General features: G+C 69.5%; 16 protein-coding genes and 1 pseudogene. 10 read left to right on the forward strand and 7 right to left on the reverse strand.

Going from position 1 to position 21183, the window contains the following annotated elements:
- Positions 1 to 30: 30 nt before the first annotated feature.
- Positions 31 to 2337, forward strand: a complete 2307-nt coding sequence (locus JRI60_RS27865; RefSeq protein WP_204218917.1) for a beta-glucosidase — start codon at positions 31 to 33, stop codon at positions 2335 to 2337.
- 84 nt (positions 2338 to 2421) lie between these two features.
- On the opposite strand, the gene JRI60_RS27870 is transcribed toward JRI60_RS27865, so the two are convergent.
- The 3 genes from JRI60_RS27870 to JRI60_RS27880 are packed head-to-tail and all read right to left on the reverse strand — an operon-like array spanning position 2422 to position 8051.
- Positions 2422 to 5550: an efflux RND transporter permease subunit gene (locus JRI60_RS27870; protein ID WP_204218918.1), complete on the reverse strand. Its 3129-nt coding sequence runs from the start codon at positions 5548 to 5550 to the stop codon at positions 2422 to 2424.
- Positions 5547 to 6719: an efflux RND transporter periplasmic adaptor subunit gene (locus JRI60_RS27875; protein ID WP_204229122.1), complete on the reverse strand. Its 1173-nt coding sequence runs from the start codon at positions 6717 to 6719 to the stop codon at positions 5547 to 5549. Before JRI60_RS27875 ends, JRI60_RS27870 begins: the two co-directional genes overlap by 4 nt.
- 21 nt (positions 6720 to 6740) lie before the next feature.
- Positions 6741 to 8051 (reverse strand): TolC family protein, encoded by a 1311-nt coding sequence (locus JRI60_RS27880; protein ID WP_239469753.1) that lies wholly within the window; start codon positions 8049 to 8051, stop codon positions 6741 to 6743.
- Between the two features lie 210 nt (positions 8052 to 8261).
- Between JRI60_RS27880 and JRI60_RS27885 the strand changes: the two genes are divergently transcribed.
- From JRI60_RS27885 to JRI60_RS27925, 9 genes are all read left to right on the forward strand, one after another.
- The gene (locus tag JRI60_RS27885) at positions 8262 to 10199 is read left to right on the forward strand and encodes a putative metal-binding motif-containing protein (RefSeq protein ID WP_204218920.1); all 1938 of its coding nucleotides are present in this window, start codon (positions 8262 to 8264) and stop codon (positions 10197 to 10199) included.
- A gap of 13 nt (positions 10200 to 10212) precedes the next feature.
- Positions 10213 to 10911, forward strand: coding sequence for an ABC transporter ATP-binding protein (locus tag JRI60_RS27890; RefSeq protein ID WP_204218921.1), 699 nt, complete (start codon positions 10213 to 10215; stop codon positions 10909 to 10911).
- Positions 10908 to 11684 carry an MlaE family ABC transporter permease gene (locus JRI60_RS27895; RefSeq protein ID WP_239469754.1) on the forward strand — a complete coding sequence of 259 codons (777 nt, stop codon included), beginning with the start codon at positions 10908 to 10910 and terminating at the stop codon, positions 11682 to 11684. The genes JRI60_RS27890 and JRI60_RS27895 overlap by 4 nt, the downstream gene beginning before the upstream one ends.
- A gap of 58 nt (positions 11685 to 11742) precedes the next feature.
- The gene (locus JRI60_RS27900; protein WP_204218922.1) at positions 11743 to 12675 is read left to right on the forward strand and encodes a hypothetical protein; all 933 of its coding nucleotides are present in this window, start codon (positions 11743 to 11745) and stop codon (positions 12673 to 12675) included.
- A gap of 23 nt (positions 12676 to 12698) precedes the next feature.
- Positions 12699 to 15095: a hypothetical protein gene (locus tag JRI60_RS27905; protein WP_204218923.1), complete on the forward strand. Its 2397-nt coding sequence runs from the start codon at positions 12699 to 12701 to the stop codon at positions 15093 to 15095.
- Between the two features lie 75 nt (positions 15096 to 15170).
- Positions 15171 to 15914 (forward strand): MlaE family ABC transporter permease, encoded by a 744-nt coding sequence (locus JRI60_RS27910; protein WP_204218924.1) that lies wholly within the window; start codon positions 15171 to 15173, stop codon positions 15912 to 15914.
- Between the two features lie 5 nt (positions 15915 to 15919).
- Positions 15920 to 16642: an ATP-binding cassette domain-containing protein gene (locus tag JRI60_RS27915; RefSeq protein WP_204218925.1), complete on the forward strand. Its 723-nt coding sequence runs from the start codon at positions 15920 to 15922 to the stop codon at positions 16640 to 16642.
- A complete protein-coding gene (locus JRI60_RS27920) occupies positions 16635 to 17648 on the forward strand; it encodes an MlaD family protein (protein WP_204218926.1) in 1014 nt (337 codons plus the stop codon). The genes JRI60_RS27915 and JRI60_RS27920 overlap by 8 nt, the downstream gene beginning before the upstream one ends.
- Positions 17649 to 17755: 107 nt before the next feature.
- Positions 17756 to 18916: an ATP-grasp domain-containing protein gene (locus JRI60_RS27925; protein ID WP_204218927.1), complete on the forward strand. Its 1161-nt coding sequence runs from the start codon at positions 17756 to 17758 to the stop codon at positions 18914 to 18916.
- Between the two features lie 18 nt (positions 18917 to 18934).
- Here the strand turns inward: JRI60_RS27925 and JRI60_RS27930 are convergent, their stop codons facing one another.
- The 4 genes and pseudogenes from JRI60_RS27930 to JRI60_RS27945 all read right to left on the reverse strand — a co-directional run bounded on the left by JRI60_RS27930 (position 18935) and on the right by JRI60_RS27945 (position 21175).
- Positions 18935 to 19708 carry an alpha/beta hydrolase gene (locus tag JRI60_RS27930; RefSeq protein WP_204218928.1) on the reverse strand — a complete coding sequence of 258 codons (774 nt, stop codon included), beginning with the start codon at positions 19706 to 19708 and terminating at the stop codon, positions 18935 to 18937.
- A 46-nt stretch (positions 19709 to 19754) separates the two neighbouring features.
- On the reverse strand, positions 19755 to 20201 hold the full coding sequence (locus JRI60_RS27935; protein ID WP_204218929.1) for a DUF4377 domain-containing protein: 447 nt from the start codon (positions 20199 to 20201) through the stop codon (positions 19755 to 19757).
- Between the two features lie 273 nt (positions 20202 to 20474).
- Positions 20475 to 20669 (reverse strand): annotated as a pseudogene (locus JRI60_RS27940) (alpha/beta hydrolase-fold protein); the annotation flags it as partial.
- 221 nt (positions 20670 to 20890) lie between these two features.
- Positions 20891 to 21175 carry a hypothetical protein gene (locus JRI60_RS27945; protein ID WP_204218930.1) on the reverse strand — a complete coding sequence of 95 codons (285 nt, stop codon included), beginning with the start codon at positions 21173 to 21175 and terminating at the stop codon, positions 20891 to 20893.
- Positions 21176 to 21183: the final 8 nt, after the last annotated feature.

The following is a 21183-nucleotide window of genomic DNA, read 5'->3' on the forward strand; positions in this document are numbered from 1 at the left end:
TGCCATGCCCTGAACCCGAGGCCCCCTGACATGTCCAAACAATCCAAAGACTACAAGGCAAGAGCGCAGGAACTGGTGTCCCAGATGACGCTGGAGGAGAAGGCCCTGCTCTTGTCTGGCAATGGCGCGTGGACGACCCACCCGATCGCGCGGCTGGGCATCCCCTCCATCTTCATGACGGATGGTCCGCATGGACTCAGGAAGGCGCAGGGGCTGAACATCTCGGAGAGCGTTCCCGCGACCTGCTTCCCGACGGCGTCCTCGCTGGCCTCCACCTGGAACACGGAGCTCATCCAACAGGTGGGCGCCGCCATGGCCCGGGAGTGCCAGGCCAACGACGTCCAGTTGCTGTTGGGGCCGGGCATCAACATGAAGCGCTCTCCCCTGGGTGGGCGCAACTTCGAGTACTTCTCCGAGGACCCCCTCCTGGCCGGTCAGCTGGCGGCGTCCTACATCCAGGGTGTCCAGAGCGAGGGCGTGGGTACCTCGTTGAAGCACTTCGCGGTGAACAACCAGGAGTTCGAGCGGATGGTGAACGACTCGAACCTGGATGAAAGGACCCTGCGAGAGATCTACCTGCCCGCCTTCGAGATCGCGATCACCCAGGCCCAGCCATGGTCGGTGATGTGCGCCTACAACAAGGTGAATGGTGTCTACGCCTCCGAGAACCCCCTCCTGCTCGAGCAGATCCTCCGGAAGGAGTGGGAGTTCGAGGGGTTCGTGGTGTCGGATTGGGGCGCCGTCCACGATCGCGTGAAGGGCGTCCTGGCCGGGCTGCACCTGGAGATGCCCGGCAGCGGCGACGTGAATCGCAAGAAGATCATCGAGGCCGTCAACGCGGGACAACTGCCAGTCTCGCGCCTGGACGAGGTGGTGGGCGCGCTGCTCGCGGTGGTCCTCAAGGCCTCGGAGAGCCGCCGGAGCGGGGCGCGCGCCGACCTGGAGCAGCACCATGTCCTGGCGAGGCAGGTGGCGGGTGAGAGCATCGTCCTGCTGAAGAACGAGGATCACCTCCTGCCGGTCGACGTGGGTGGGAAGAAGAAGATCGCCCTGATTGGCGCTTTCGCCAAGGACCCCCGCTACCAGGGCGCTGGAAGCTCGCAGGTGAATCCGACCCGCATCTCCAACGCGTATGACGAGCTGGTGGCGCTCGTGGGCGGGAGCGAGCGCATCGGTTACGCGAGCGGCTACGACTCGGAGGGAGTCACCACCGCGCAGCTGCTCGACGAAGCACGGCAGCAGGCGAAGGACGCGGACGTGGCCATCGTCTTCGCTGGACTGCCCGACAGCCACGAGTCCGAGGGATTCGACCGCGCCTCCCTGGACATCCCCGAGGGGCACAACCGGTTGATCGACGCGGTCAGCCAGGTCCAGCCCAACACGGTGGTGGTGTTGATGAACGGCTCCGCCATCACCCTGCCCTGGGTGGGCCGGGTGAAGGCCATCCTGGAGGCCTGGCTGACGGGACAGGCGGGCGGAGGAGCCATCGCCGATATCCTGACCGGCAAGGTGAACCCCTCGGCGAAGCTGGCGGAGACCTTCCCGCAGAGGCTCGAGGACACGCCGACCGCCACCGAGTTCCCCGGACTCAACCAGCAGGCCTACTACGGCGAAGGCGTCTTCATCGGCTACCGGTACTACGACAAGAAGAACATCACCCCGCTGTTCCCCTTTGGCTTCGGGCTGAGCTACACCACCTTCGCCTACTCGGACCTGACCCTCGGCGCGCAGTCCATCAAAGACACGGACAGCCTGACCGTGCAGCTGAAGGTCAAGAACACGGGGAAGGTGGCTGGAAAGGAGATCGTCCAGCTCTACATCCGTGAGGACAGGCCCGTGGTGAGCCGTCCGGACAAGGAGCTCAAGGCCTTCACCAAGGTGGCGCTCGAGCCCGGTCAGGAGAAGACGGTGACCTTCACGCTGAAGCGGCGTGATTTCGCCTACTACGACACCACCCACCACCGCTGGACCGTCAACCCGGGCCGGTTCGACATCCTGGTCGGTGGTTCGTCCAGGGACCTGCCGCTGAGAAAGCACGTCCAGGTGGAGACGACCCAGGTGCCCGTGCCCAAGCTGACGCGCGAGTCCATGGTGAAGGAGTTCAAGAACCACCCCAAGGGCAAGGCGTTCTACCCGCAGCTGAAGAACGTCATCATGGGCAGCTTCGAGGAGCCGACGCCCGTGAAACGCACCCCGCGGGAGGAGTACGCCCGGAAGAAGGCCGAGATGTCGACGCTGGTGTTCGTCAACGACATGCCCGCCTACAAACTGATCGCCTTCTCCGAGGGCAAGTTCACCGAGCAGATGCTCAACGACATCCTGGCGCAGGTTCAGTAGCCGGGACGCGCTGCGGAGGCACGCTCCACGTAGAACGGCCTTGCTTCAGAGAGCGTCTGAAGCAAGGCCCACATCCTCACGAGGTCAGCTTCCCGCGAGCCGGGGTTTCTCCTCCCCACCCGCCAGGGGAGTGCCCTCGCCGCCGGAGCCCGAGCCGTGCTCATCCCGCCCGCGCCTCCGGTCCAGCCGCGCCTTCATCCGATCCGCCACCACGTAGAAGGCGGGCACCACCAGCAGGCTGAGCACGGTGGAGACGGACAGTCCTCCCAGCACCGCCACGGACATGGGGGCGCGCGTCTCGCTGCCCGCGCCCAGCGCCAGCACCGCGGGCACCGCCGCCATCATCGTGGCCAGTGACGTCATCAGGATGGGCCGCAGGCGCACCGGCCCCGCCCGCTGCATGGCCTCCACCGCGTCCGCGCCCTGCTCGCGTTGTTGCAGCGCGTAGTCCACCAGGATGATGGAGTTCTTCTTCACGATGCCCATCAGCAGCAGCAGGCCGATCATGCTGAAGATGTTGAGCGTCGTGTTCGTGCCCCACATCGCGAAGGCCGCTCCCGCCACCGACAACGGGAGGATGGTGAGCACCGTCACCGGGTGCAGGAACGAGTTGAACTGCGAGGCGAGCACCATGTAGGCCACCCCAATGCCCAGGAAGAGGGCGAAGAGGAGGCTGCTCATGGACTCCTGGAAGGCCACGCTGGAGCCGCCGAAGACCACGCGCGTGCCACCGGGAAGATCCTTCGCCAGCCGCTCCACCGTCTCCAGCGCATCCTGCTGGGTGGCGCCGGGGGCCACGTTGGCGAAGATGCTGATGGCGCGCTCACGATCCTTGCGGGTGATCGCCTGGAGCGCCGGGCGCTCCTCCTGCGCCACCAGCGAGGACAGGGGCACCAGCTCGCCGGAGCGGGTCCGCACCTTCAACAGCGCCAGATCCTCCGGCCGCGAGCGCTGATCCTTCAAGAGGCGCAGCCGCACGTCGATGCGCCGGCCCCCCGTGCTGTACTTGCCCACGCGCACCCCGCCCACCAGGGCGTTGAGGGTAGAGCCCACGTCCTGCATGGACACGCCCAGGTCCGCGGCGCGCGCCCGGTCCGGGGTGATCCGCAGCTCCGGCATGCCGAGCTGGTAGTCCGTGTCCACGTCCACCACCTTGCCGCTCGCCTGGAGCTTCTCGCGCATCTCCGTGCTGGATTCGATGAGCCGCTCCCAGTCCGAGCCGCGCACGCTGAACTCCACCGGGAAGCCGCGCGAGGCCGTGAAGCCGCTCTGCGACAGATCCATCACCACCGCGCGCAGGCCCGGGTACGAGTTGAGCTCCTTGCGCACCAGCTGGCTGAACTCGGACATCGGCATGCGCTGGTCCTGCGGCACCAGGGTGATGAACAGCATGCCGCCGTTCACCCCGCTGCCACCACCACCCACCACCGCGAACAGGCGTGTCACCTCGGGCCGGTTGCGGAGGAACTCCTCGGAGCGCAGGAAGAGCCGGTTCGTCTCCTCCACCGTGCTGCCCACCGCCGTCTGCAACCGCACCATGACGCGGCCCTGATCCTGCGAGGGGACGAACTCGCTCGACAGGCTCTTGAAGGCCAGGCCCGACAGCGCCAGCAGCACCACCGCGCCTCCCAGCACCCACCAGGGCCGCGCCAGCCCCCGGGCCAGCACCTTCCCATAGTGGTGCTCCAGCCAGGTGAAGGCCCGGTCCACGGCCAGGCCCACCTTGCTGCGGCCCTCGCGGCTCGTCTTGAGCAGCTGCGCGCACCGCGCCGGCGCCAGGGTGATGGCCTCCACGTACGACAGCAGCACCGCCACGCACAGCGTCACGCCGAACTGCAGGAAGAACCTGCCGATGACCCCTTCCATGAACACGACGGGCAGGAAGATGGCCACCACCGCCAGCGTCGCCGCCAGCGCCGCGAAGGTGATCTCCTGCGTGCCCTCGCGCGCCGCCGCCACCCGCTCCTTCCCCTCTTCCGCGTGCCGGAAGATGTTCTCCATCACCATGATGGCGTCATCGACCACGATGCCCACTGCCAGTGACAGGCCCAGCAGCGTGAAGGTGTTGAGGGTGAAGCCCAGGAAGTAGATGACCGCCACCGTACCCAGCAGCGACATGGGGATGGCGAGAATCACGTTGAGCGTACTGGACAGCGAGCCCAGGAACGCCCAGCACACCAGCGCCGTCAGGATGCACGCCAGCAACAGCTCGAACTCGATCTCGTGGACGCTCTCCTCGATGAACCGGGTGGAGTCGAAGTTGATGCCCACCTCCAGGCCCTCGGGCGCGTCCTTCTGCACCTCGGCGATCTTCGCGCGCACGCCCTGCGCCACGGCCACCGCGTTGGCGCCGCGCTGCTTCCTCACCCCCAGGCCCTGCGCGGGCTGGCCGTCGACACGCGCGATGCGCCGCTCGTCCTCGAAGCCATCCTCCACCAGCGCCACGTCGGACAGGTAGACGGGGGAGCCAGCCCCCTCGCGAACCACCAGGTGGCGCAGCGTCTCCATGTCCAACGCCTCGCCCATCATGCGGACGTTGACCTCGCGGCCCTCCGTCTCGATGCGGCCCGCGGGCAGCTCCACGTGCTCACGCTGCAGCGCGGTGACGATGTCCGTGACCGTGAGTCCCCGCGCGTCCAGCTTCTGCGCGTCCACCCAGATGCGCACGTTGCGCTCCAGCGAGCCTCCCAGCGTCACCTCGCCCACGCCCGGCACCGTCTGCAGCGACTCCTTCAGCCGGTAGCGGGCGAAGTCGGAGATGAACTGCCGCGAGAAGGGCCCGGACACGCCCACCTGGACGATGGGTTGATCCTCCGGGTTGCTCTTGGAGATGACCGGCGGATCGATGTCCCGCGGCAGGCGGTTCTGCGCCTGGCTCACCTTGGACGTCACGTCCTGCAGCGCCTGGTCCACGTCGCGCGACAGGTCCAACTCCACGGAGATGCTGCCGCCGCCCAGGCTCGACTTGGAGGTGATGGACTTGACGCCCTCCACCTGCATCGCCGCTTCCTCGAGCGGCTCGATGATGTCGCTCTCCACCGCCTCCGGCGAGGCTCCCTCCCACGTCACGCTGATGCTGATGACGGGGTAGTCCACGTCCGGAAACTGGCTGATGCCGATGCGCTGGGCCGCCACCAGGCCGAAGACGATCGTCGCCGCCATCAACATCCAGGCGAAGACGGGCTTCTTGATGCACACCTCGGTGATGTTCATCGACCGGCGCCTCCATTGCTGGCATCCGCCTCGGGGCGCGGCTCACCCGTGAACGAGGGCTTGGGGCCCTCGGCGATCCGCACCGCGGCGCCGTCCTTGAGCGCCTCGCCACCACGCACCACCAGCTGCTCGCCGGGCTTGACGCCCCCGCGCACCTCCACGAGGCCATCCGCCGTGCGCAGTCCGAGCTCCACCACGCGCTCACGTGCCTTACCGTCCTCCACCACGAAGGCCAGGAAGCCGCGCTCGCTGGGGCGCACCGCCGTCTGGGGGATGACCGGAGCCCCCTGGGCCGTCTCCACCGGCACCGTCACCGTGGCGAAGGCGCCCGGCCGCAGCGCCTGGGCCTCCTTGCCGCTCACCTCCGCCGTCACCTTCACCATGCGGCTGGCCGGATCCGCCGCGTCCGCCACGTAGCTGATGCGGCCCGTGTACGTGCGCCCGTCCGAGCGCACCGTGAAGCGCGCCGGCATGCCCGGCTTCAGCCGCGCCACGTCCGCCTCGGCCACGGTGAAGCGCAGCAGCAGCGGATCGCGCCGCAGCAGCGTGGCCAGCACCGTGCCCGGCTGCACGTACTGCCCCGTCTGCACCGTGCGCGTCTGCAGCACCCCTTCCATGGGCGCCTTCACGTAGGCATCACGCAGGTTGAGCTCGGCCTGATCCAACGCCGCCTTCGCCGCGCTCGCGTCCGCCGCCGCCGTGCGCGCCCGCGCCTGGGCGGTGTCGAGCTGCTCGGCCGGCAGCAGGCCCGGCTTCGCCTCGTTGGCCGCCGTGCGCCGCCCGGACGCCGTCTCCGCCTCGTCCTTCGCAGCCTGGGCCTTCTCCAGCGCCGCCTGCGCCGATCGCACCGCGATGCTGTAGCGCGTGGGCTCGATCTCCGCGAGCACCTCGCCCTTCTTCACCGTCTGGCCTTCCATGAAGCGCACCTGCTCCACCACGCCCGCCACGCGCGCGGTGATCTGCACCTGCTCGAAGGCCTCCACCGACCCCACCGCCGAGACGATGTACTCCACGTCCCGCGACTCCACCGGCGCCACCTCCACGGGGAACTGGATGGGACCGCGGCCTCCGGGACCACCCTTCGCGCCTCCCTTGCCCGCGGGCGGGCTACCGGCGGCCTCCTTGCCTCCACACCCCGTCCCCAGGGCGAGCGCGGCGCCCAGTGCCATCGTCACCACACGGATCTTCACTTACGGCTCCTTCCCCAGCGGATCGAGTCCCACGGCGGCCCGCAACTCCAGGAGCGCGGAGCCCAATGAATAGCGGGCTTGTGCGAGCGATACCTCGGCCTCGAACAACCTCACTTGCGCATCGCTCAACGCCAGGGACGTGGCAAGACCCTGACGGTAGAGGATGCTCGTCTCCTCGGCGTTCTGTCGGGCGGCCTTCACGGCCACCTCGCCGAGCTCCAGTGCGGCCTGGGCCGTGCGCAGCGACACGCGCGCGCTCTCCACCGCCACGTCCACCCGCCGCACCCGCGCCTGCGTGTCCAGCTCTTGCACCCGCGTCAGCGCGAGCCTCTCTCGGCGATCGGCGTAGCGCTCGCCTCCGTCGAAGAGGGTCCAGGTCAGGTCCACCGTGAGGAAACCGTTGAAGGTGTTGCCGGTGAGGCCCGCCTCGTTGGTGGCGCTGCCCTGCGCGGAGGCCGTCAGCGAGGGGAAGAGCCGCGCCAGGGGCTCTCGCGCGAGGGCCTTCTGCTGCTCCACCCGCAGTTTCGAGGAGAGGATGTCCGGACGGCGCTCCAGGGCGTTCTCCGCCAGCCCCGCGAAGGAGTCCACCGGACGGGAGGCCTCGGAGAACAGCGTCTCGGGCGCGGCCAGCGGCTCCTGCACGGGCGCCACCAGCAGGTAGCCCAGCTCCAGGCGGCTCTCCGCGGCGTTGCCCACCGCATCGGCGAGCTGCGACTGCGCGGTGGCCACGTCCAGCTCCGCGCGCGTCACGTCGTTGGTGCTCGCCAGCCCCGCCTGGGCCCGCGCCCGGGCCTCCTCCAGGGACTGCTTCGCGTAGGCCAGCCTCCGCTCGGCGGCATCGGCCACCTGCTGCCGGCCCAGCGTCGTGAGGAAGGCGTTCGCCGCCTGGAAGCCCACCTGCCGGCGTGCCTCCACCGCGTCCAACGCCGTCGCCTCGTCGTCCCGCTTCGCCGCCTCGTAGAGGGGAAAGCCGCGCGCGTCGAAGAGGGTGATGCGCGCCACGGCGTTGGCGCCCAGGGCGTTGAAGCGCTGCAGCACCACCGTCTGATCCCCCACCTGCCGCGTCGACTCCTGGGGACGGCGCGTATAGCTGCCGTTGAGCGTGAGCCTCGGGAGGAAGAAGGCCAGGGCGCGAGACACGCGGGCCCGGGCGGCCTCGGAGCGGGCCGCGGCCGACAGCGCGGACTCGTTGTTCTCGGCCGCGAGCGACACCGCGCGCTCCAGCGTCAGCGGCTCCTGCGTGGCCCCTGGAGTGGGCCCCGGCTCCTGCGCGCGCGCGTCATGCGCACATAGAGCGAGCCACACACACATGGGGACGGCAACTGCGGATCGGATCAAGGACATGTTCGTGCGCAGAGGGGCGATCCGGAGGGGGAGGACAGCAGGCCCATATATAGGAGCCAGCCGAGCACGGCCAAGGGAACCCACCCGTCTGGACGCTGCATCGCACATCGAGCTAATGGGGAGGGAGACGAAGGCTTTCTTCACGTCGGGCGCCAAGCGCCCGGGAATGCACGAGCGATGCGTTTATTCCTGGTGACGGTAGGAATGTTGGCGCTGGCCGGTTGCAGTCGGGATGAGGCCGGAGCGGGGGCCGTGCGCGTGGAGGTGTTCTACGCGACGTTCCGCCCGGGGTGCCTCACTGTGACGGCACTGGACGAAGCGGACCCGAGCCGCACCGAGACGCAGCAGCTCACGGTGGACGAGGGGAAGAGCGACACCAAGACGGTGGCGGTGTTCCGCAAGGCGGACTGGAGCCGCACGCTGCGGGTGACGGCGAGCGCGCGCGAGCTGTCGTGCGCGGGGGCGGAGGTGGCCACCAGCTCGCAGGTGGTGGAGGTGCCCGAGAAGGGCGCCGCAACGGCGTACCTGGATCTGCGCGCGGAGGACCTGGACGGGGACGGATACGTCTCGGCGAGCTCGAAAGGCACGGACTGCGACGACACCGACGCCACCGTGCACCCCGGGGCCGAGGAGCGGTGCGGCGGCAAGGACAGCAACTGCGCCAACGGCGATGACGACGCCACCGACAAGCGCGCGTACTACGAGGACAAGGACGGGGATGGGTACGGCAACTCCCTGCAGGGGACGGTGGCGTGCGCGCCGCCGACGGGCTGGGTGGCCCAGACCGGGGACTGCCACGACGGAAACCCCAACGTGCGCCCGGGCCGGGCGGAGCTGCTCTGCGACGGGCAGGACGAGGACTGCGACGGCAAGGCGGACGACGACTTCCAGGTGGGCGCCTCGTGCGAGGCGGAGCTCGGCTGCGGGGGCACGCGCATGACGTGCAGCGCGGATCAGACGTCGGCCCCGTGTGTCCGCACGGAGGCTCCCAAGGAGTGGTTCGTGGACAGGGATGGGGACGGGCACGCTGGCACGTCCGCGGGCCAGTCCTGCAAGGCGCCGTCGCCGGGCGCGGTGTCCACCCAGAGCGACTGCGACGACGCCTCTCGCTTCCGCTTCGCGAGCGGCACCGAGGTGTGTGACGGGCTCGACAACGACTGCGAAGGCGGAGTGGACGAGGGCGGAGTCTGCGGCTCGCATGCATGGAAGACGGAGACCGTGAGCGGCGAGAGCGCGTCGTGGCCCGTGGTGACGACCTACGCCCCGGGCAAGGCGTGGCTCGCGGGCGACAACGGCAGGCTCGCGCACGTGGACATGAGTGCGCAGACGCGCGTCTCCCGATTCAGCTGCGCGGGAGATTGGAAGGCGGCCTGGGCGAGGCCGAGCGACGGGCGTGTCTTCCTCGGCGGGGCCCAGGGCGCGCTCGCCACCACCACCGCGGCGTCGAACGCGACGTGCGTCACCGCCTCGGTGCAGATCGTGACGAGCACCATCAACGGCCTGGTGGGATTCGAGCGCAACGGCGTCACCACGGTGTACGCGGTCACCAGCGGCGGCCACGTGCTGCGCTGGGAATGGCCGGCCACCCAGGCGGAGCCCTCCGCGCCGGTGGAGATGCAGCGGCTGGCGGCGAATCTGCGGAGCATTCACGGCCTGAGCCCGGACACGCTGATGGCCGTGGGCGCCGAGGACTACCTGCTGATCAACCCCCTGCCCCGCGCCTTCAGCCTCGACATGGCCACGGGGAAGTGGAAGCCCGAGGAGCTGCCCACCAATCTTGGCACGGGCTACCTGCGCGGTGTGTCCATGACCGACGGTGGACTGGCCTACGCCGTGGGCGACAAGGGACTCGTGCTCGAGCGTAGGAACGGAGCATGGAGCAAGCCGGCATCCCCCACCGGCGCGGGATTGGATCTGCTGGACGTGGTCGCCTTCCACCCCACCCTCGTCTACGTCCTCTCCAACAAGAGCAACACGTATCTCCACCGCTTCAATGGCACGGCCTGGAGCGAGCCCCTCAATCCGACCCAGTCGCTCCTGTCCCTCGATGCCCTCCAGCCCGATGAGCTCTGGGCCTCGGGCGGAAGCGGGACGTGGACGCGCTGGGGGAAGTAGAACCCGTAGGCTCATGGAGCTGCGCGCGGACAGGCTCTCGGTGCGGCAGGGGGTGCGGCCCGTCCTTCGGGACGTGGACTGCACCCTTCCGCCGGGCAGCCGCGTGCTGGTGATGGGGCGCTCGGGCGCGGGCAAGACGACGCTGTTCAAGGCGCTCGCGGGGCTGGTGGCGCCGACCAGCGGCCGCGTCCTCTGGAAGGGCGGGGACGTGGCCGGGATGACGCCCGCGGACAAGCGCGTGCGCCAGGCGGCGTTCGGCATGGTGTTCCAGACGGATGCCCTCTTCGACTCGATGACGGTGCGGGGCAACGTGCTGCTGCCGCTGGAGCGCCGGCGCGTGCCACGCGAGGAGGCGGAGGCACGAGCGGACGAGGTGCTGCGCGCGGTGGGACTCGCGGACGCCGCGGACACGCTGCCCGAGCGGCTGTCCGGCGGCATGCGCAAGCGGGCCGGCATCGCTCGGGCGCTGGCGGCGAGGCCCTCGGTGCTGCTGGCGGATGATCCCTTCGCGGGGTTGGACCCGGGCACGGCGCGGCAGGTGGCGCGGGTGCTGCTGGAGGTGGCCGGGAGCGGCACGCTGATCGTCGCCGCGCCCGATGCGCCCCCCGAGCTCTCCCTCTCCCGCTGGCTGTACCTGCGCGAGGGGCAGCTCGTCTACGACGGCCCTCCGTCCCCCGAGGTGGAGACGCTGACGGACGAGGCGCTCGCATGAGCGGGATGCTGGTGTGGCTCGGCCAGGAGGCGCTGGGCGCGGTGCGGTCGGTGGGGGCGCTGGCGCTCGTGCTGGCGCGGACGGTGCTGGGGCTCGGGCGGATGGATCGCCGCGAGCTGCTGCGCGGGCTGGAGGAGTTCGGCTGGGGCTCGCTGCCGCTGACGCTGGCGGTCGCGGCGCTGACGGGGGCGACGGTGGTGGTGCAGACGTCGCTGTACGTGCAGCGCTTCGGGGCGCGGGCGTTCCTCGGGTGGGCGGCGGGGTACGCGGTGCTGTGGGAGTTCGGCCCGTTGCTGCTGGGGCTGGTGATGGCGGCACGGCTGGGGGCTCGCAACGCGGCGGAGCTGGCGACGATGCAGGTGGGCGGGCAGCTCGAGGGCCTGCGCGGCATCGGGTTGGATCCCTTCGCGGTGCTGGTGGCCCCGCGCGTGGTGGCGATGACGGTGAGCGTGACGGGCCTGTCCACCCTCACCTTCCTGGTGGCCGTGCTCTTCGAGGCGGTGGCTGCCTACTTCACGCTGGCGCTGCCGGTGCGCGCCTTCTTCGACAGCTTCGAGCGCATGCTGCACGCGACGGACGTGCTGGGCGGCGTGGTGAAGTCGGGCGCCTTCGGGCTGGCGATCGCGCTGGTGTCCACCGCGGTGGGAATCCAGGCGCGCGGAGGCGCTCGGGCGGTAGGACAGGCGGCCGCGGGCGCGGTGGTGATGGGGTGCGCGGCCATCTTCCTGCTGGACTTCCTGCTCACCTCCTCCCTCGCGTTCCTGCTGAGGTGAGGCCGGGAGTCCGTTTCACGGCGAGCGAACGGCCTGGAGTTCTCGTAGAGTCACGCCCATGTCCCGCTTGTTGCCCCTCCGGAGTGCCGGCGCCGCGGCGTTGGCCCTCGTCCTGTCCGCGACCCCGACGACCTCCGCGTGGGCGGCCCGCCCCAAGAGCCGCGCGCCGAAGCAGCAGCCAGCCCCACCTCAACAGCAGCCGCGCGCCGAGGAGCCGCAGCCGGTCCTGCGCACGTACCTGAACGCCGCCCTTCGCTTGTACGAGAGCCTCGAGTACGAGCGCGCGCTCGAACAGATCCGCCGTGCGAAGAGCTACACGCGGAGCGTGGACGACGACGTCACCGTGTCGCTCTTCGAGGGCGTCATCCTGGCGGACATGGGGCGGAAGGAGGACGCGATCGCCGCCTTCCGCACGGGGCTGCTGCTGCGGCCGGAAGCAACGCTGCCGGTGAAGGTGTCCCCCAAGGTGGAGCGCGACTTCGAGACCGTGCGTCAGGGAGTGCGCCGCGAGCTGGCCACCCTGCAGGCGAAGCAACAGGCGGAGCAGAAGCCCCCGGAGCCCGGCGGGGAAACACCCGCCCAGCAGGAGCCGACCTCCACCCGATCCGCGCTCGACGCACCGGCCGCGGCCACCCCGGATGCGGCGGTGGCCACCGCCACCCCGGCGGCACCGCGTTCGAAGACACTCTCCTATGCCCTCATGGGTGGAGGCGTGGTGGCGACGGGCGTTGGCGCGTACCTGGGCGTGTCCGCCCTCTCCTACAACCAGCGCAAGCTGGAGCTCCGCGCCGATGACGCCGTGAAGGCCCGCTCCCAGGCGGAGACGCAACTCACCGCGGGCGCGGTGCTGGTGCCCGTGGGGCTCGCCGCGCTCGGCACCGGGCTGGTGATGATGCTCCTGCCCGGAGACACCGCTTCCACCCCTTCATCCACCGTCTCGCTCGCGCCGCTTCCCGGGGGAGTCTCCCTCGGTGCCGCCGGGCGCTTCTAGCCGCCTCACCCAGAGGACACGCGATGACCCTTCGTCCCTTCCACCTGTGGATGTGCTGCCTCGTGGTGAGCACGGGGTGTGGTTGGCTGCTGGAGGACTACTCCGGCGTCCTGTGCAACGAGGACGGCAGTTGCCCCACGGGCTACTTCTGCGCGGCGGACACCGGGCGTTGCCAGCCCGGAGAGGCGCCAGTCGTCGAGGACGCGGGCGTGTGCGCCAATGTCTCGGCCTGCGTCGCGGACGACGGTTGCTGCCCGAGCGGCTGCAACGCGAACAACGACACCGACTGCCAGCCGGCGTGCGGCAACGGCCAGGTGGAGACGGACGAGGTCTGCGACGACGGCAACACGCTCAACGGCGACAACTGCGATCCCACCTGCCGCTACTTCAACGGCGTGTCCGTGGTGTCCGGTGTGCCGGGCTCGCGCGGCTACTCGGATGGGCCGCGCAACGCCGCCCGCTTCCAGGGGCCGACCTCCCTCGCCCAGGGCACGGGCACGCTCTTCGTGGTGGACACGGATAACGCCACCATCCGCCGCATCCAGCTCTCGGATGGCACCACCTCCACCGTCGCGGGTGCCCCCTTCGTGAAGCAATACGTCGACGGTCCCCTGGCCCAGGCGCGCTTCGTCCAGCCCGAGGACGGAGTGTTCTTCGACCAGTACCAGGACCTCTACCTGCGGGATCGTCTGCTCCTGTCGGACGGGGGCACGTCGAGCGAGCAGGTGCTCCGCCGCATCTCACTTGATGGCGGCGTGGTGGAGACGGTGGATGCCGGCACGGGATTCACCAACCTGCGAGGCCTGGGCAAGGATACCCAGGCCCTGCTCCTGCTGGATGACAACGGCCTGCGCCGGTGGGCTCCCGCCACGGGCACGCTGGAGACGGTGGCCACCGCGGCCCAACTGGCGGCCTACGCCGGCTCGAACCCCTGCGAAGGCGTGACGGCTTCCTTGGGTGGCACCTACCCGTACTACCTCGCCTGCCGCCAGATCATCCTGCGCGTGGACGACCCGGCCGGGACCATCTCGGCCTACGCTGGGAGTCCGACCTACTCCGGGTGCTCGGACCCGACGGATGGTGGCCTGGGCTCGGCCACCTTCTACCAGGCACGCAGCCTCGCCTGGGGGCGCATGACCGTGTTGGTGCCCAGCCCCCGCACCTACACCTTCCTCTTCGTCGCGGACCCGGGCTGCCAGACCATCCGGGTGATCTTCGGAAGCACGCTCACCACCCACGCTGGCGCCAACTACAGCGCGGGGTACGTCGACGCGGTGGGGGACAGGCTCGCCGCCCGTTTCAACCGGCCGTACTCGCTCGCGGTGACCACCGGAGCACTCAACGCCTCCCCCACGGTGTACGTCGCGGAGCCCGGAAATTCGGCGGTGCGTCAGATCACGGGCATCAGCACCGTGTTCACCACGAGCCCGAGTGGCGTGGCGACCTACGCGGGCGCGCCTCCCAACACCACCTTCGCCTACTCGGACGCGGGGACCACGGCCCGCTACACCCAGGTCACCGACCTCGTCACCGATGGCGATGCGGGAGTCGCCTACGCCACCTCGCGCACGGGCGGGCGCGTGTTCCAGGTGTCACTCGACACGGGCGCCTCCGAGGAATTGGCCGCGTTCTCCAGCCAGGCCGTGGCCATCACCCAGCTCGAGGGCATGCTCTACGTGGCCCTCGTCGACGGTACGGTGCGCCGACTCACCCCGGGCTCCTCCACCCTGGAGCTCTACGCGGGCAAGAGCGGACAGACCACCCCGGCGGTGGATGGTGCCCGCACGACGACCGCGGTCCTCTCCGCCGCGGCCCTGGTCACCGACGGCAAGGCCCTCTTCTTCGTCGATGACAAGGCGCACAGCATCCGCAAGCTGGACCCGGCGACGAACTTCGTCACGACGCTCGCGGGAGGCGACAGCAGCGCCGGCCCGCCAGCGGTGGCCGATGGCACCGGCCGCACCGCGCGCTTCGAGAACCCGAGGGACCTCGCCTGTGACGGCCAGTTCCTCTACACGCTGGACGGCGACGGCTCCGTCGTGCGGCGGATCAGCATCGGCACCGGCGAGGTCACCACGATCGCCGGCCAGCTCGACGTCCTGGGCGCGCTGGATGGCTTCGGCAAGGAGGCGCGGTTCGCCGGAGCGCGGGGGCTGACCACGGATGGCCGCTACCTCTTCATCTCGGATCCGGGCGGTGGGCCGACGGTACCGGACCTCACAGGCCCCACCATCCGCGCGCTGGACCTGCGGACGCTCTCCGTCACGACGATGGCGGGGATGCGCGGGCAGTGGAGCGTCATGGCCGGCCCCGGGACGAGCGCCCGGCTCGATGCGCCGGGCCCCATCGCCTTCGATCCGATCCGCCAGACGGTGGTGTTCTACGACGAGCGGGAGAACAGCTTCCTGAGCATCCGGTGAGCCGAGCGCCCGGGCGGTTTCGCTCCCCGCGCCGGGCGCGCTACGCTCATGGCTCCCCCAGGGCCCCCACCCGGAATGAACATCCTCAGATTCTTCGGAGCGCCCGCATTGATGCTCGCGCGCACGGTGCGTGCGAGCGCGCGTGATGGCCTGTCCTGGCACGAGTGCCTGCGGCAGTTGCACGAGCTGGGCGGGCGCAGCGCGTGGCTGGTGACGTCGGGCATGGCCTTCTTCGGGGCCGTGATGGTGACGATCGCGGACAGCCAGGCGAGGAAGATGACGGGGAACCTGCCGGTGGTGGGCCCGCCGTACTTCGAGCTGATGGTGCGCGAGTTCGGCCCGGTGATGTCCGCGCTGCTGACGGCGGCGCGAGGCGGAGCGAGCCACGGCGCGGAGCTGTCCACCATGAGCGTGAACGAGCAGGTGGAGGCGCTGGAGATGTCGGCGGGAGATCCGCACGCGGACCTGGTGGCGCCACGGGTGGTGGCGGGGCTTTTGGGGGTGCCGCTGCTGTGCATCCTGGGGACGATGGCGGCGACGCTGTCGGCGGTGTTCACGGCGAGCTGGGGCTTCGGGGTGGACGGGACGGCCTTCATGGACGCGCGGTACGTGGACGGGTGGGACGTGGTGGCGGGACTGGTGAAGGCGGCGGGCTGCGGCCTCTACATTCCACTGGCGGCGGCGGTGGCGGGCCTGTCCGCGCGAGGAGGCGCCGAGGCGGTGGGCGAGGCCACCACGCGCGGGGTGGTGGCGGCGTGCCTCGGCTGCCTGCTGATCGACTTCGTGGTGGCGCTGGGCTTCCAGGCGCTGCGGGTGTGAGCGGGATGCTGCGCTTCTCGGAAGTGGCGGTGACGTTCGAGTCCGGCCGGCGGGCGCTGGTGGGCCTGAGCGCGGAGCTGTCCACGCGCGAGCTGACCTTCGTGGCCGGAGCGAGTGGCGCGGGCAAGAGCGTGCTGTGCCGGCTGGCGGTGGGGCTGCTGAGGCCGGTGGCGGGCCGGGTGGAGCTCTTCGGCGAGCGGGTGGACACACTGCCCGAGCGGGCCTTGCGCAAGTTGCGCCAGAGGGCGCCGTACCTGGTGCAGGGCCCGGCGCTGCTGGACTGGCGGACGCTGCGGGAGAACGTGACACTGGCGGCCCCGGGCCTCTCGGCGGACGCGGTGCACGAGGCGCTGGCCCAGGTGGGACTGGAGTCCGCGGCGGATCGGCTGCCCACCGAGCTGGGGCCCGGGGCGAAGAAGCGGGCGGCGATCGCGAGGGCCCTGGCGCTGCGGCCGGAGTACCTGCTGCTGGACGAGCCCACCACGGGCCTGGACCGGAGGGCGGCGGCGCAGGTGGAGGGGGTGCTGGCCTCACTCAAGGCGCGAGGGCTGGGCGCACTGGTGGTGTCACACGACTACCACCTGCTGCGGACACTGGCGGATCGGGTACTGGTGGTGGGAGGGGGACGCTGTGCCTTCCTGGGCACGCCCGAGGCGTTCCTGGCATCCTCGGAACCCGAGCTGCGGGCCCTGACGGCGCCCTTCCTGGAGAGCGCAACGGATGGATGAGCGTCGCTTGGAGATGAAGGTGGGCGCGCTGGTGCTGGCGGCACTGGTGGGCGTGCTCGGGCTGCTGTGGCTGATGGGCGAGCTGCGCACGGGCGGCGTGACGGTGCTCTCGGTGGACTTCGCGCACACGGGCAACGTGGTGAAGGGCGCGCCGGTGAAGCTGGGCGGCGTGGCGGTGGGCCGGGTGGAGGAGATCCACCTGCAGCCGGACCGGCGGGACGCGCAGGGCCGGCCGCTGCCGGTGCGGATGGGCGTCTGGGTGCAGCCGGAGGTGCAGGCGGCGCTGCGGGCGGACACGCGGGTGACGGTGGCCACGGTGGGACCGCTGGGCGAGCCGTACCTGGAGCTGAACCCGGGCTCCGCGTCCGCGCCTCCCCTGCCCTCGGGAGTCGCCCTGCGGGGCACGGATGCGCCGCGGTTGGACCTGGTGGCCCAGCAGCTCTCGGCCTTCCTGGACGTGGCGAGCGGGGCGCTCGCGGACGACCCCGAGGGGCTGCGGAAGCTGGCGGCCAACGTGTCACGGCTGACGACCACGATGGAGAGCGTGCTGAACGAGAACCGGGGGGACCTGCGGACGCTGGCGGGCGAGCTGTCCGCGGCGGCCAAGGACCTGCGGACGCTGGCGAGGGTCTCTCGCGAGACGATGCAGCCCGGAGGCGCGGGGGCGCGGCTGCTGGGGGACGCGGCGGACGCGGCGGCGCTGGTGAAGCGCGAGCTGCCCGCCATCTCCGGCACGGCGGCGAAGACGCTCAACGGCCTGTCAGCGGTGACGAGCGAGCTGGACACGAAGGATGGCGAGCGACTCAAGCTGGCCCTGGAGCGCTACTCGGCGGCGGGCGAGAAGCTCGATCAGATCGCCGGGCGGGCGGACCGGCTGCTCCAGCGCATCGAGGCCGGCGAGGGCACGGTGGGCGCACTGCAGAAGGACAAGCAGATCTACGACGACCTGCGGGGACTGCTGTCGGACCTCAAGAAGCACCCCTGGAAGGTGCTCTGGAAGGAGTGACGCGGCGGATTTGATGGCGCCTCGCGTCATTACCTCTGTCGTTGGAGCGGGAGAGTCCGCTATCTTGGTTTTCTCCGCCAGAAAGCCGTGCCGCAGGAGGCGCAGTCATGAACGTCGTCTTCATCTCGCCCCACTTCCCGCCTCAATTCTTCCACTTCGTCATGGCCCTGCGTGAGCGGGGCGTCAACGTGCTGGGAATCGGCGACGCCCCCTACGACACCCTCCGCCCCGAGCTGCGCGAGGCCCTCTCCGAGTACTTCTTCATCCCCAACCTCAACCACTACGACGGCCTGCTGCGCGCCACGGGCTACCTCACCTGGCGCCACGGCCGCATCGACCGCATCGACTCGCTCAACGAGTCGTGGCTCGAGGTGGAGTCGCACCTGCGCGAGGACTTCCACGTCCCCGGCCTGAAGCCCGCCGACATCGCCCTGCTGCGCTCCAAGCTCGGCATGCACGATGTCTTCAAGAAGGCCGGCATCCCCCACCCCGATGCGATCCCCGTCAAGGACGCCGCCGGGGTGAAGGCCTTCGCCGGGAAGGTCGGCTACCCGCTCGTCCTCAAGCCGGACGTGGGCGTCGGCGCGGCCCGTACCTTCAAGGTCTCCAACGACGCACAGGTGGACGAGGCCTTCACCGAGTCCCTGAACGGCTACGTCGCCCAGGCCTTCGTGCGCGGCACCATCGTCACCTACGACGGGCTCGTCGACGCGCAGGGACGGATCATCTTCGCCTTCAGCCACGAGTACAGCGACGGCATCATGGAGTCGGTGCTCGAGCAGAAGGATCTGGCCATCTGGAGCCACAAGGAGCTGCCCCCCGCGCTGGATGAGCTGGGCCGCCGGACGGTGGCCGCGCTCGGGCTGCGCGAGCGCTGGTTCCACCTCGAGTTCTTCCGCCTCGCGGACGGGAGCTACGTCGCGCTGGAGGCGAACCTGCGCCCGCCGGGAGCCTTCCTGACGGACATGATGAACTACGCGTGCGACATGGACGTGTACCGCCTGTGGGCCCGCATGATGACCGGCGATGACCTGAGCGGATTTCGGTACACGCCCCGCTACCACGTGTGTCACGCCGGCCGGCGCACGGGGAGGCAGTACCGCCACCGGCACGCGGAGGTGGTGGACCGGCTGGGAGGGGCGCTGCTGCAGCACCGCGAGCTGCCCGCCGTCTTCAAGAGCGCCCTGGGGGATGAGATGTACCTCATCCGTCACCAGGAGCTGCCGGCCATGCAGGAGGCCGTGCGCTTCATCCAGGCGCGGAGCTGAACGCGGAGGGCCCGGCGCTCAGCCGAGCAACCAGCGCATGGCGAGTGGCAGCCGGCGCTGCCAGTCCTTCTCGTGGTGGAGCCCACCCGGCTCCAGCACGAGGAACAGCTCGTGGTCGGCGTAGCCCAGGCTCTTGAGGTGGTGGAAGAAGTCGCGCGTGGCCTCGCCGTAGTACATGGTGTAGCCGACCGGATCGATGGTCTCGTGGAGACCGGCATCCAGGTAGATGCGGGACCAGCGCCGGGTGTGGGCGGACCACTCGGAGAACATCCGGTTCCAGCCCCACATGACGGAGGGAGAAAGCCCGCCGATGCGGCCGAACAGCTCCGGGTGCTTCCAGCCGAGGTACAGCGAGATGAGGCCACCCAGGGACGAGCCCATGACCGCCGTCCACTCGGGGCCCTGACGGGTGCGGTAGGTGGAATCGATGTAGGGCTTGAGGGTCTCGACGACGAAGCGGGTGTAGGGCCCGCCGCGGGCCTGGACGTGGCTGCGCGGCTCGTCCCAGGGCGAGTACTCGGAGAGCCTGTTGGACGTCGAGTCGACCGCGACGATGAGCCAGGGCTCCAGACGGCCCTCGGAGACCATGTGCTCAAGGGCGGTGTTGGCGCACCAGGTGTCGTAGATGGAGGACTCGGGGTGGGCGAAGACGTTCTGCCCGTCCTGCATGTAGAGCACGGGGAAACGCCGGTGGGGCTCATGGTCGTACGCGTCCGGGGTGTAGATGCGGACGGTGCGGGAGAACCCCTCCTGCGGAGAGGCGAAGTCTCGGATGATGTGGACGTGTCCCATGGAGGCTGCCGGATTCTACGGCGTCCCTACAACATAGCCCGAACTCTCAGGGAGTGGAGATCAACCGCTCCGCGACCAGGGGCTTGTCGTAGCTGCTCGGGTAGCTGAACTCGAGCGTGAACCGCCGGGTCGAATCTCCTGCCAGCCGGGCGAGCTCGCCGCACAACTCCTGCGTCGCGCAGACGAACTTCGTGGACAGCAGCGAGATGCCAGAGCCCCTGTCGGGCCAGATGAAATCCCCGGTGAGCGCGAGCTGGAAGCGAGAGCCCTCGGGCAGCCGGTTCCGCTTGACGGTCCGCTCCAGCGAGTACCGCTTGGAGGCCCCATCCGCTGGAGGGTTCGCGACATCGTGGACCCGCACATCGATGGTCTGGGCAACGCCCCACTGGAAGGAGAAGCCAGAGATTCCCTCATAGAAGAGCTGCCGCTCGCCGGAGCCGACCTCCTTCGCATCGATACAGAGCCAGGGCCCCAATCCATGGCAGGGAACCATGTGGGGGGTCACCTCGTAGGTGCGAGGCTCGCCGCACCCGATCAACCCCACTGCGCCCAGCAGACAAAGTCCCATCCAACGACGTGTTTGACGCATCCGAAGCTCCTTTCGGATGCACGCCAAAGCAAACGGCGCGCCACGGGCTCTCGGGGCCTCACTCCCCGGGAATCCGAGCAGGCCACACGCCACGGTCTCTCAAATTCATCCGGCACCATGACGTGCGTGCCCTACCCGGAGGACGCGCTCGCGTTCTGGGCGCTCTTGATCAACGCGTGCGGTGTTGGCGCACCAGGTGTCGTAGATGGAGGACTCGGGGTGGGCGAAGACGTTCTGCCCGTCCTGCATGTAGAGCACGGGGAAACGCCGGTGGGGCTCATGGTCGTACGCGTCCGGGGTGTAGATGCGGACGGTGCGGGAGAACCCCTCCTGCGGAGAGGCGAAGTCTCGGATGATGTGGACGTGTCCCATGGAGGCTGCCGGATTCTACGGCGTCCACGCACCATGGGATGACGGGAGCACCCGCGTCATCGCTCTCGCGCGCTCCGTCCCTCCGCACCTTTCTCAGAGAATGGAGATCAACCGCTCCGCGAGCGGTGGCTTGTCGTAGCTGCTCGGGCCGCCGAACTCGATCGTGCATTCCCGGATCGAGTATTCAGCCTGCCGGGCAAGTTCGTCACACAGACTTCGAACTACTTCGAACGATCCCATTTGTCGCGACTACCGATGATCAACGGCATTATTTGAGCCTCCACTTCCTCGCGACTCCAGGTACCACCAGGAAAGAACGACCATGCCCCAATTGGCATCAATTCCGCGAGACCAAGCCCAAAGGCCTCTCGCAAATGAGCAATTACCGGCACACGAGCATCTTTCCCAACGCCAAGCGAATCACAAATCTCAACAACCATGTCACACACCGATTCACCCTGTTTGGCCATCTCACGAATCTTAAAAACCACATTGGAGTTCAGCATCACTCCCC

Source organism: Archangium violaceum (assembly GCF_016887565.1).
In the GTDB taxonomy this organism is placed as follows: Bacteria; Myxococcota; Myxococcia; order Myxococcales; family Myxococcaceae; genus Archangium; species Archangium violaceum_B.

Coding starts and splice junctions, on each gene's coding strand:
- JRI60_RS27865 (WP_204218917.1), top strand. CDS start 31: ATGTCCAAACAATCCAAAGACTACAAGGCAAGAGCGCAGGAACTGGTG.
- JRI60_RS27870 (WP_204218918.1), bottom strand. CDS start 5,550: ATGAACATCACCGAGGTGTGCATCAAGAAGCCCGTCTTCGCCTGGATG.
- JRI60_RS27875 (WP_204229122.1), bottom strand. CDS start 6,719: ATGGCACTGGGCGCCGCGCTCGCCCTGGGGACGGGGTGTGGAGGCAAG.
- JRI60_RS27880 (WP_239469753.1), bottom strand. CDS start 8,051: ATGTGTGTGTGGCTCGCTCTATGTGCGCATGACGCGCGCGCGCAGGAG.
- JRI60_RS27885 (WP_204218920.1), top strand. CDS start 8,262: ATGCGTTTATTCCTGGTGACGGTAGGAATGTTGGCGCTGGCCGGTTGC.
- JRI60_RS27890 (WP_204218921.1), top strand. CDS start 10,213: ATGGAGCTGCGCGCGGACAGGCTCTCGGTGCGGCAGGGGGTGCGGCCC.
- JRI60_RS27895 (WP_239469754.1), top strand. CDS start 10,908: ATGAGCGGGATGCTGGTGTGGCTCGGCCAGGAGGCGCTGGGCGCGGTG.
- JRI60_RS27900 (WP_204218922.1), top strand. CDS start 11,743: ATGTCCCGCTTGTTGCCCCTCCGGAGTGCCGGCGCCGCGGCGTTGGCC.
- JRI60_RS27905 (WP_204218923.1), top strand. CDS start 12,699: ATGACCCTTCGTCCCTTCCACCTGTGGATGTGCTGCCTCGTGGTGAGC.
- JRI60_RS27910 (WP_204218924.1), top strand. CDS start 15,171: ATGAACATCCTCAGATTCTTCGGAGCGCCCGCATTGATGCTCGCGCGC.
- JRI60_RS27915 (WP_204218925.1), top strand. CDS start 15,920: ATGCTGCGCTTCTCGGAAGTGGCGGTGACGTTCGAGTCCGGCCGGCGG.
- JRI60_RS27920 (WP_204218926.1), top strand. CDS start 16,635: ATGGATGAGCGTCGCTTGGAGATGAAGGTGGGCGCGCTGGTGCTGGCG.
- JRI60_RS27925 (WP_204218927.1), top strand. CDS start 17,756: ATGAACGTCGTCTTCATCTCGCCCCACTTCCCGCCTCAATTCTTCCAC.
- JRI60_RS27930 (WP_204218928.1), bottom strand. CDS start 19,708: ATGGGACACGTCCACATCATCCGAGACTTCGCCTCTCCGCAGGAGGGG.
- JRI60_RS27935 (WP_204218929.1), bottom strand. CDS start 20,201: ATGGTTCCCTGCCATGGATTGGGGCCCTGGCTCTGTATCGATGCGAAG.
- JRI60_RS27945 (WP_204218930.1), bottom strand. CDS start 21,175: ATGCTGAACTCCAATGTGGTTTTTAAGATTCGTGAGATGGCCAAACAG.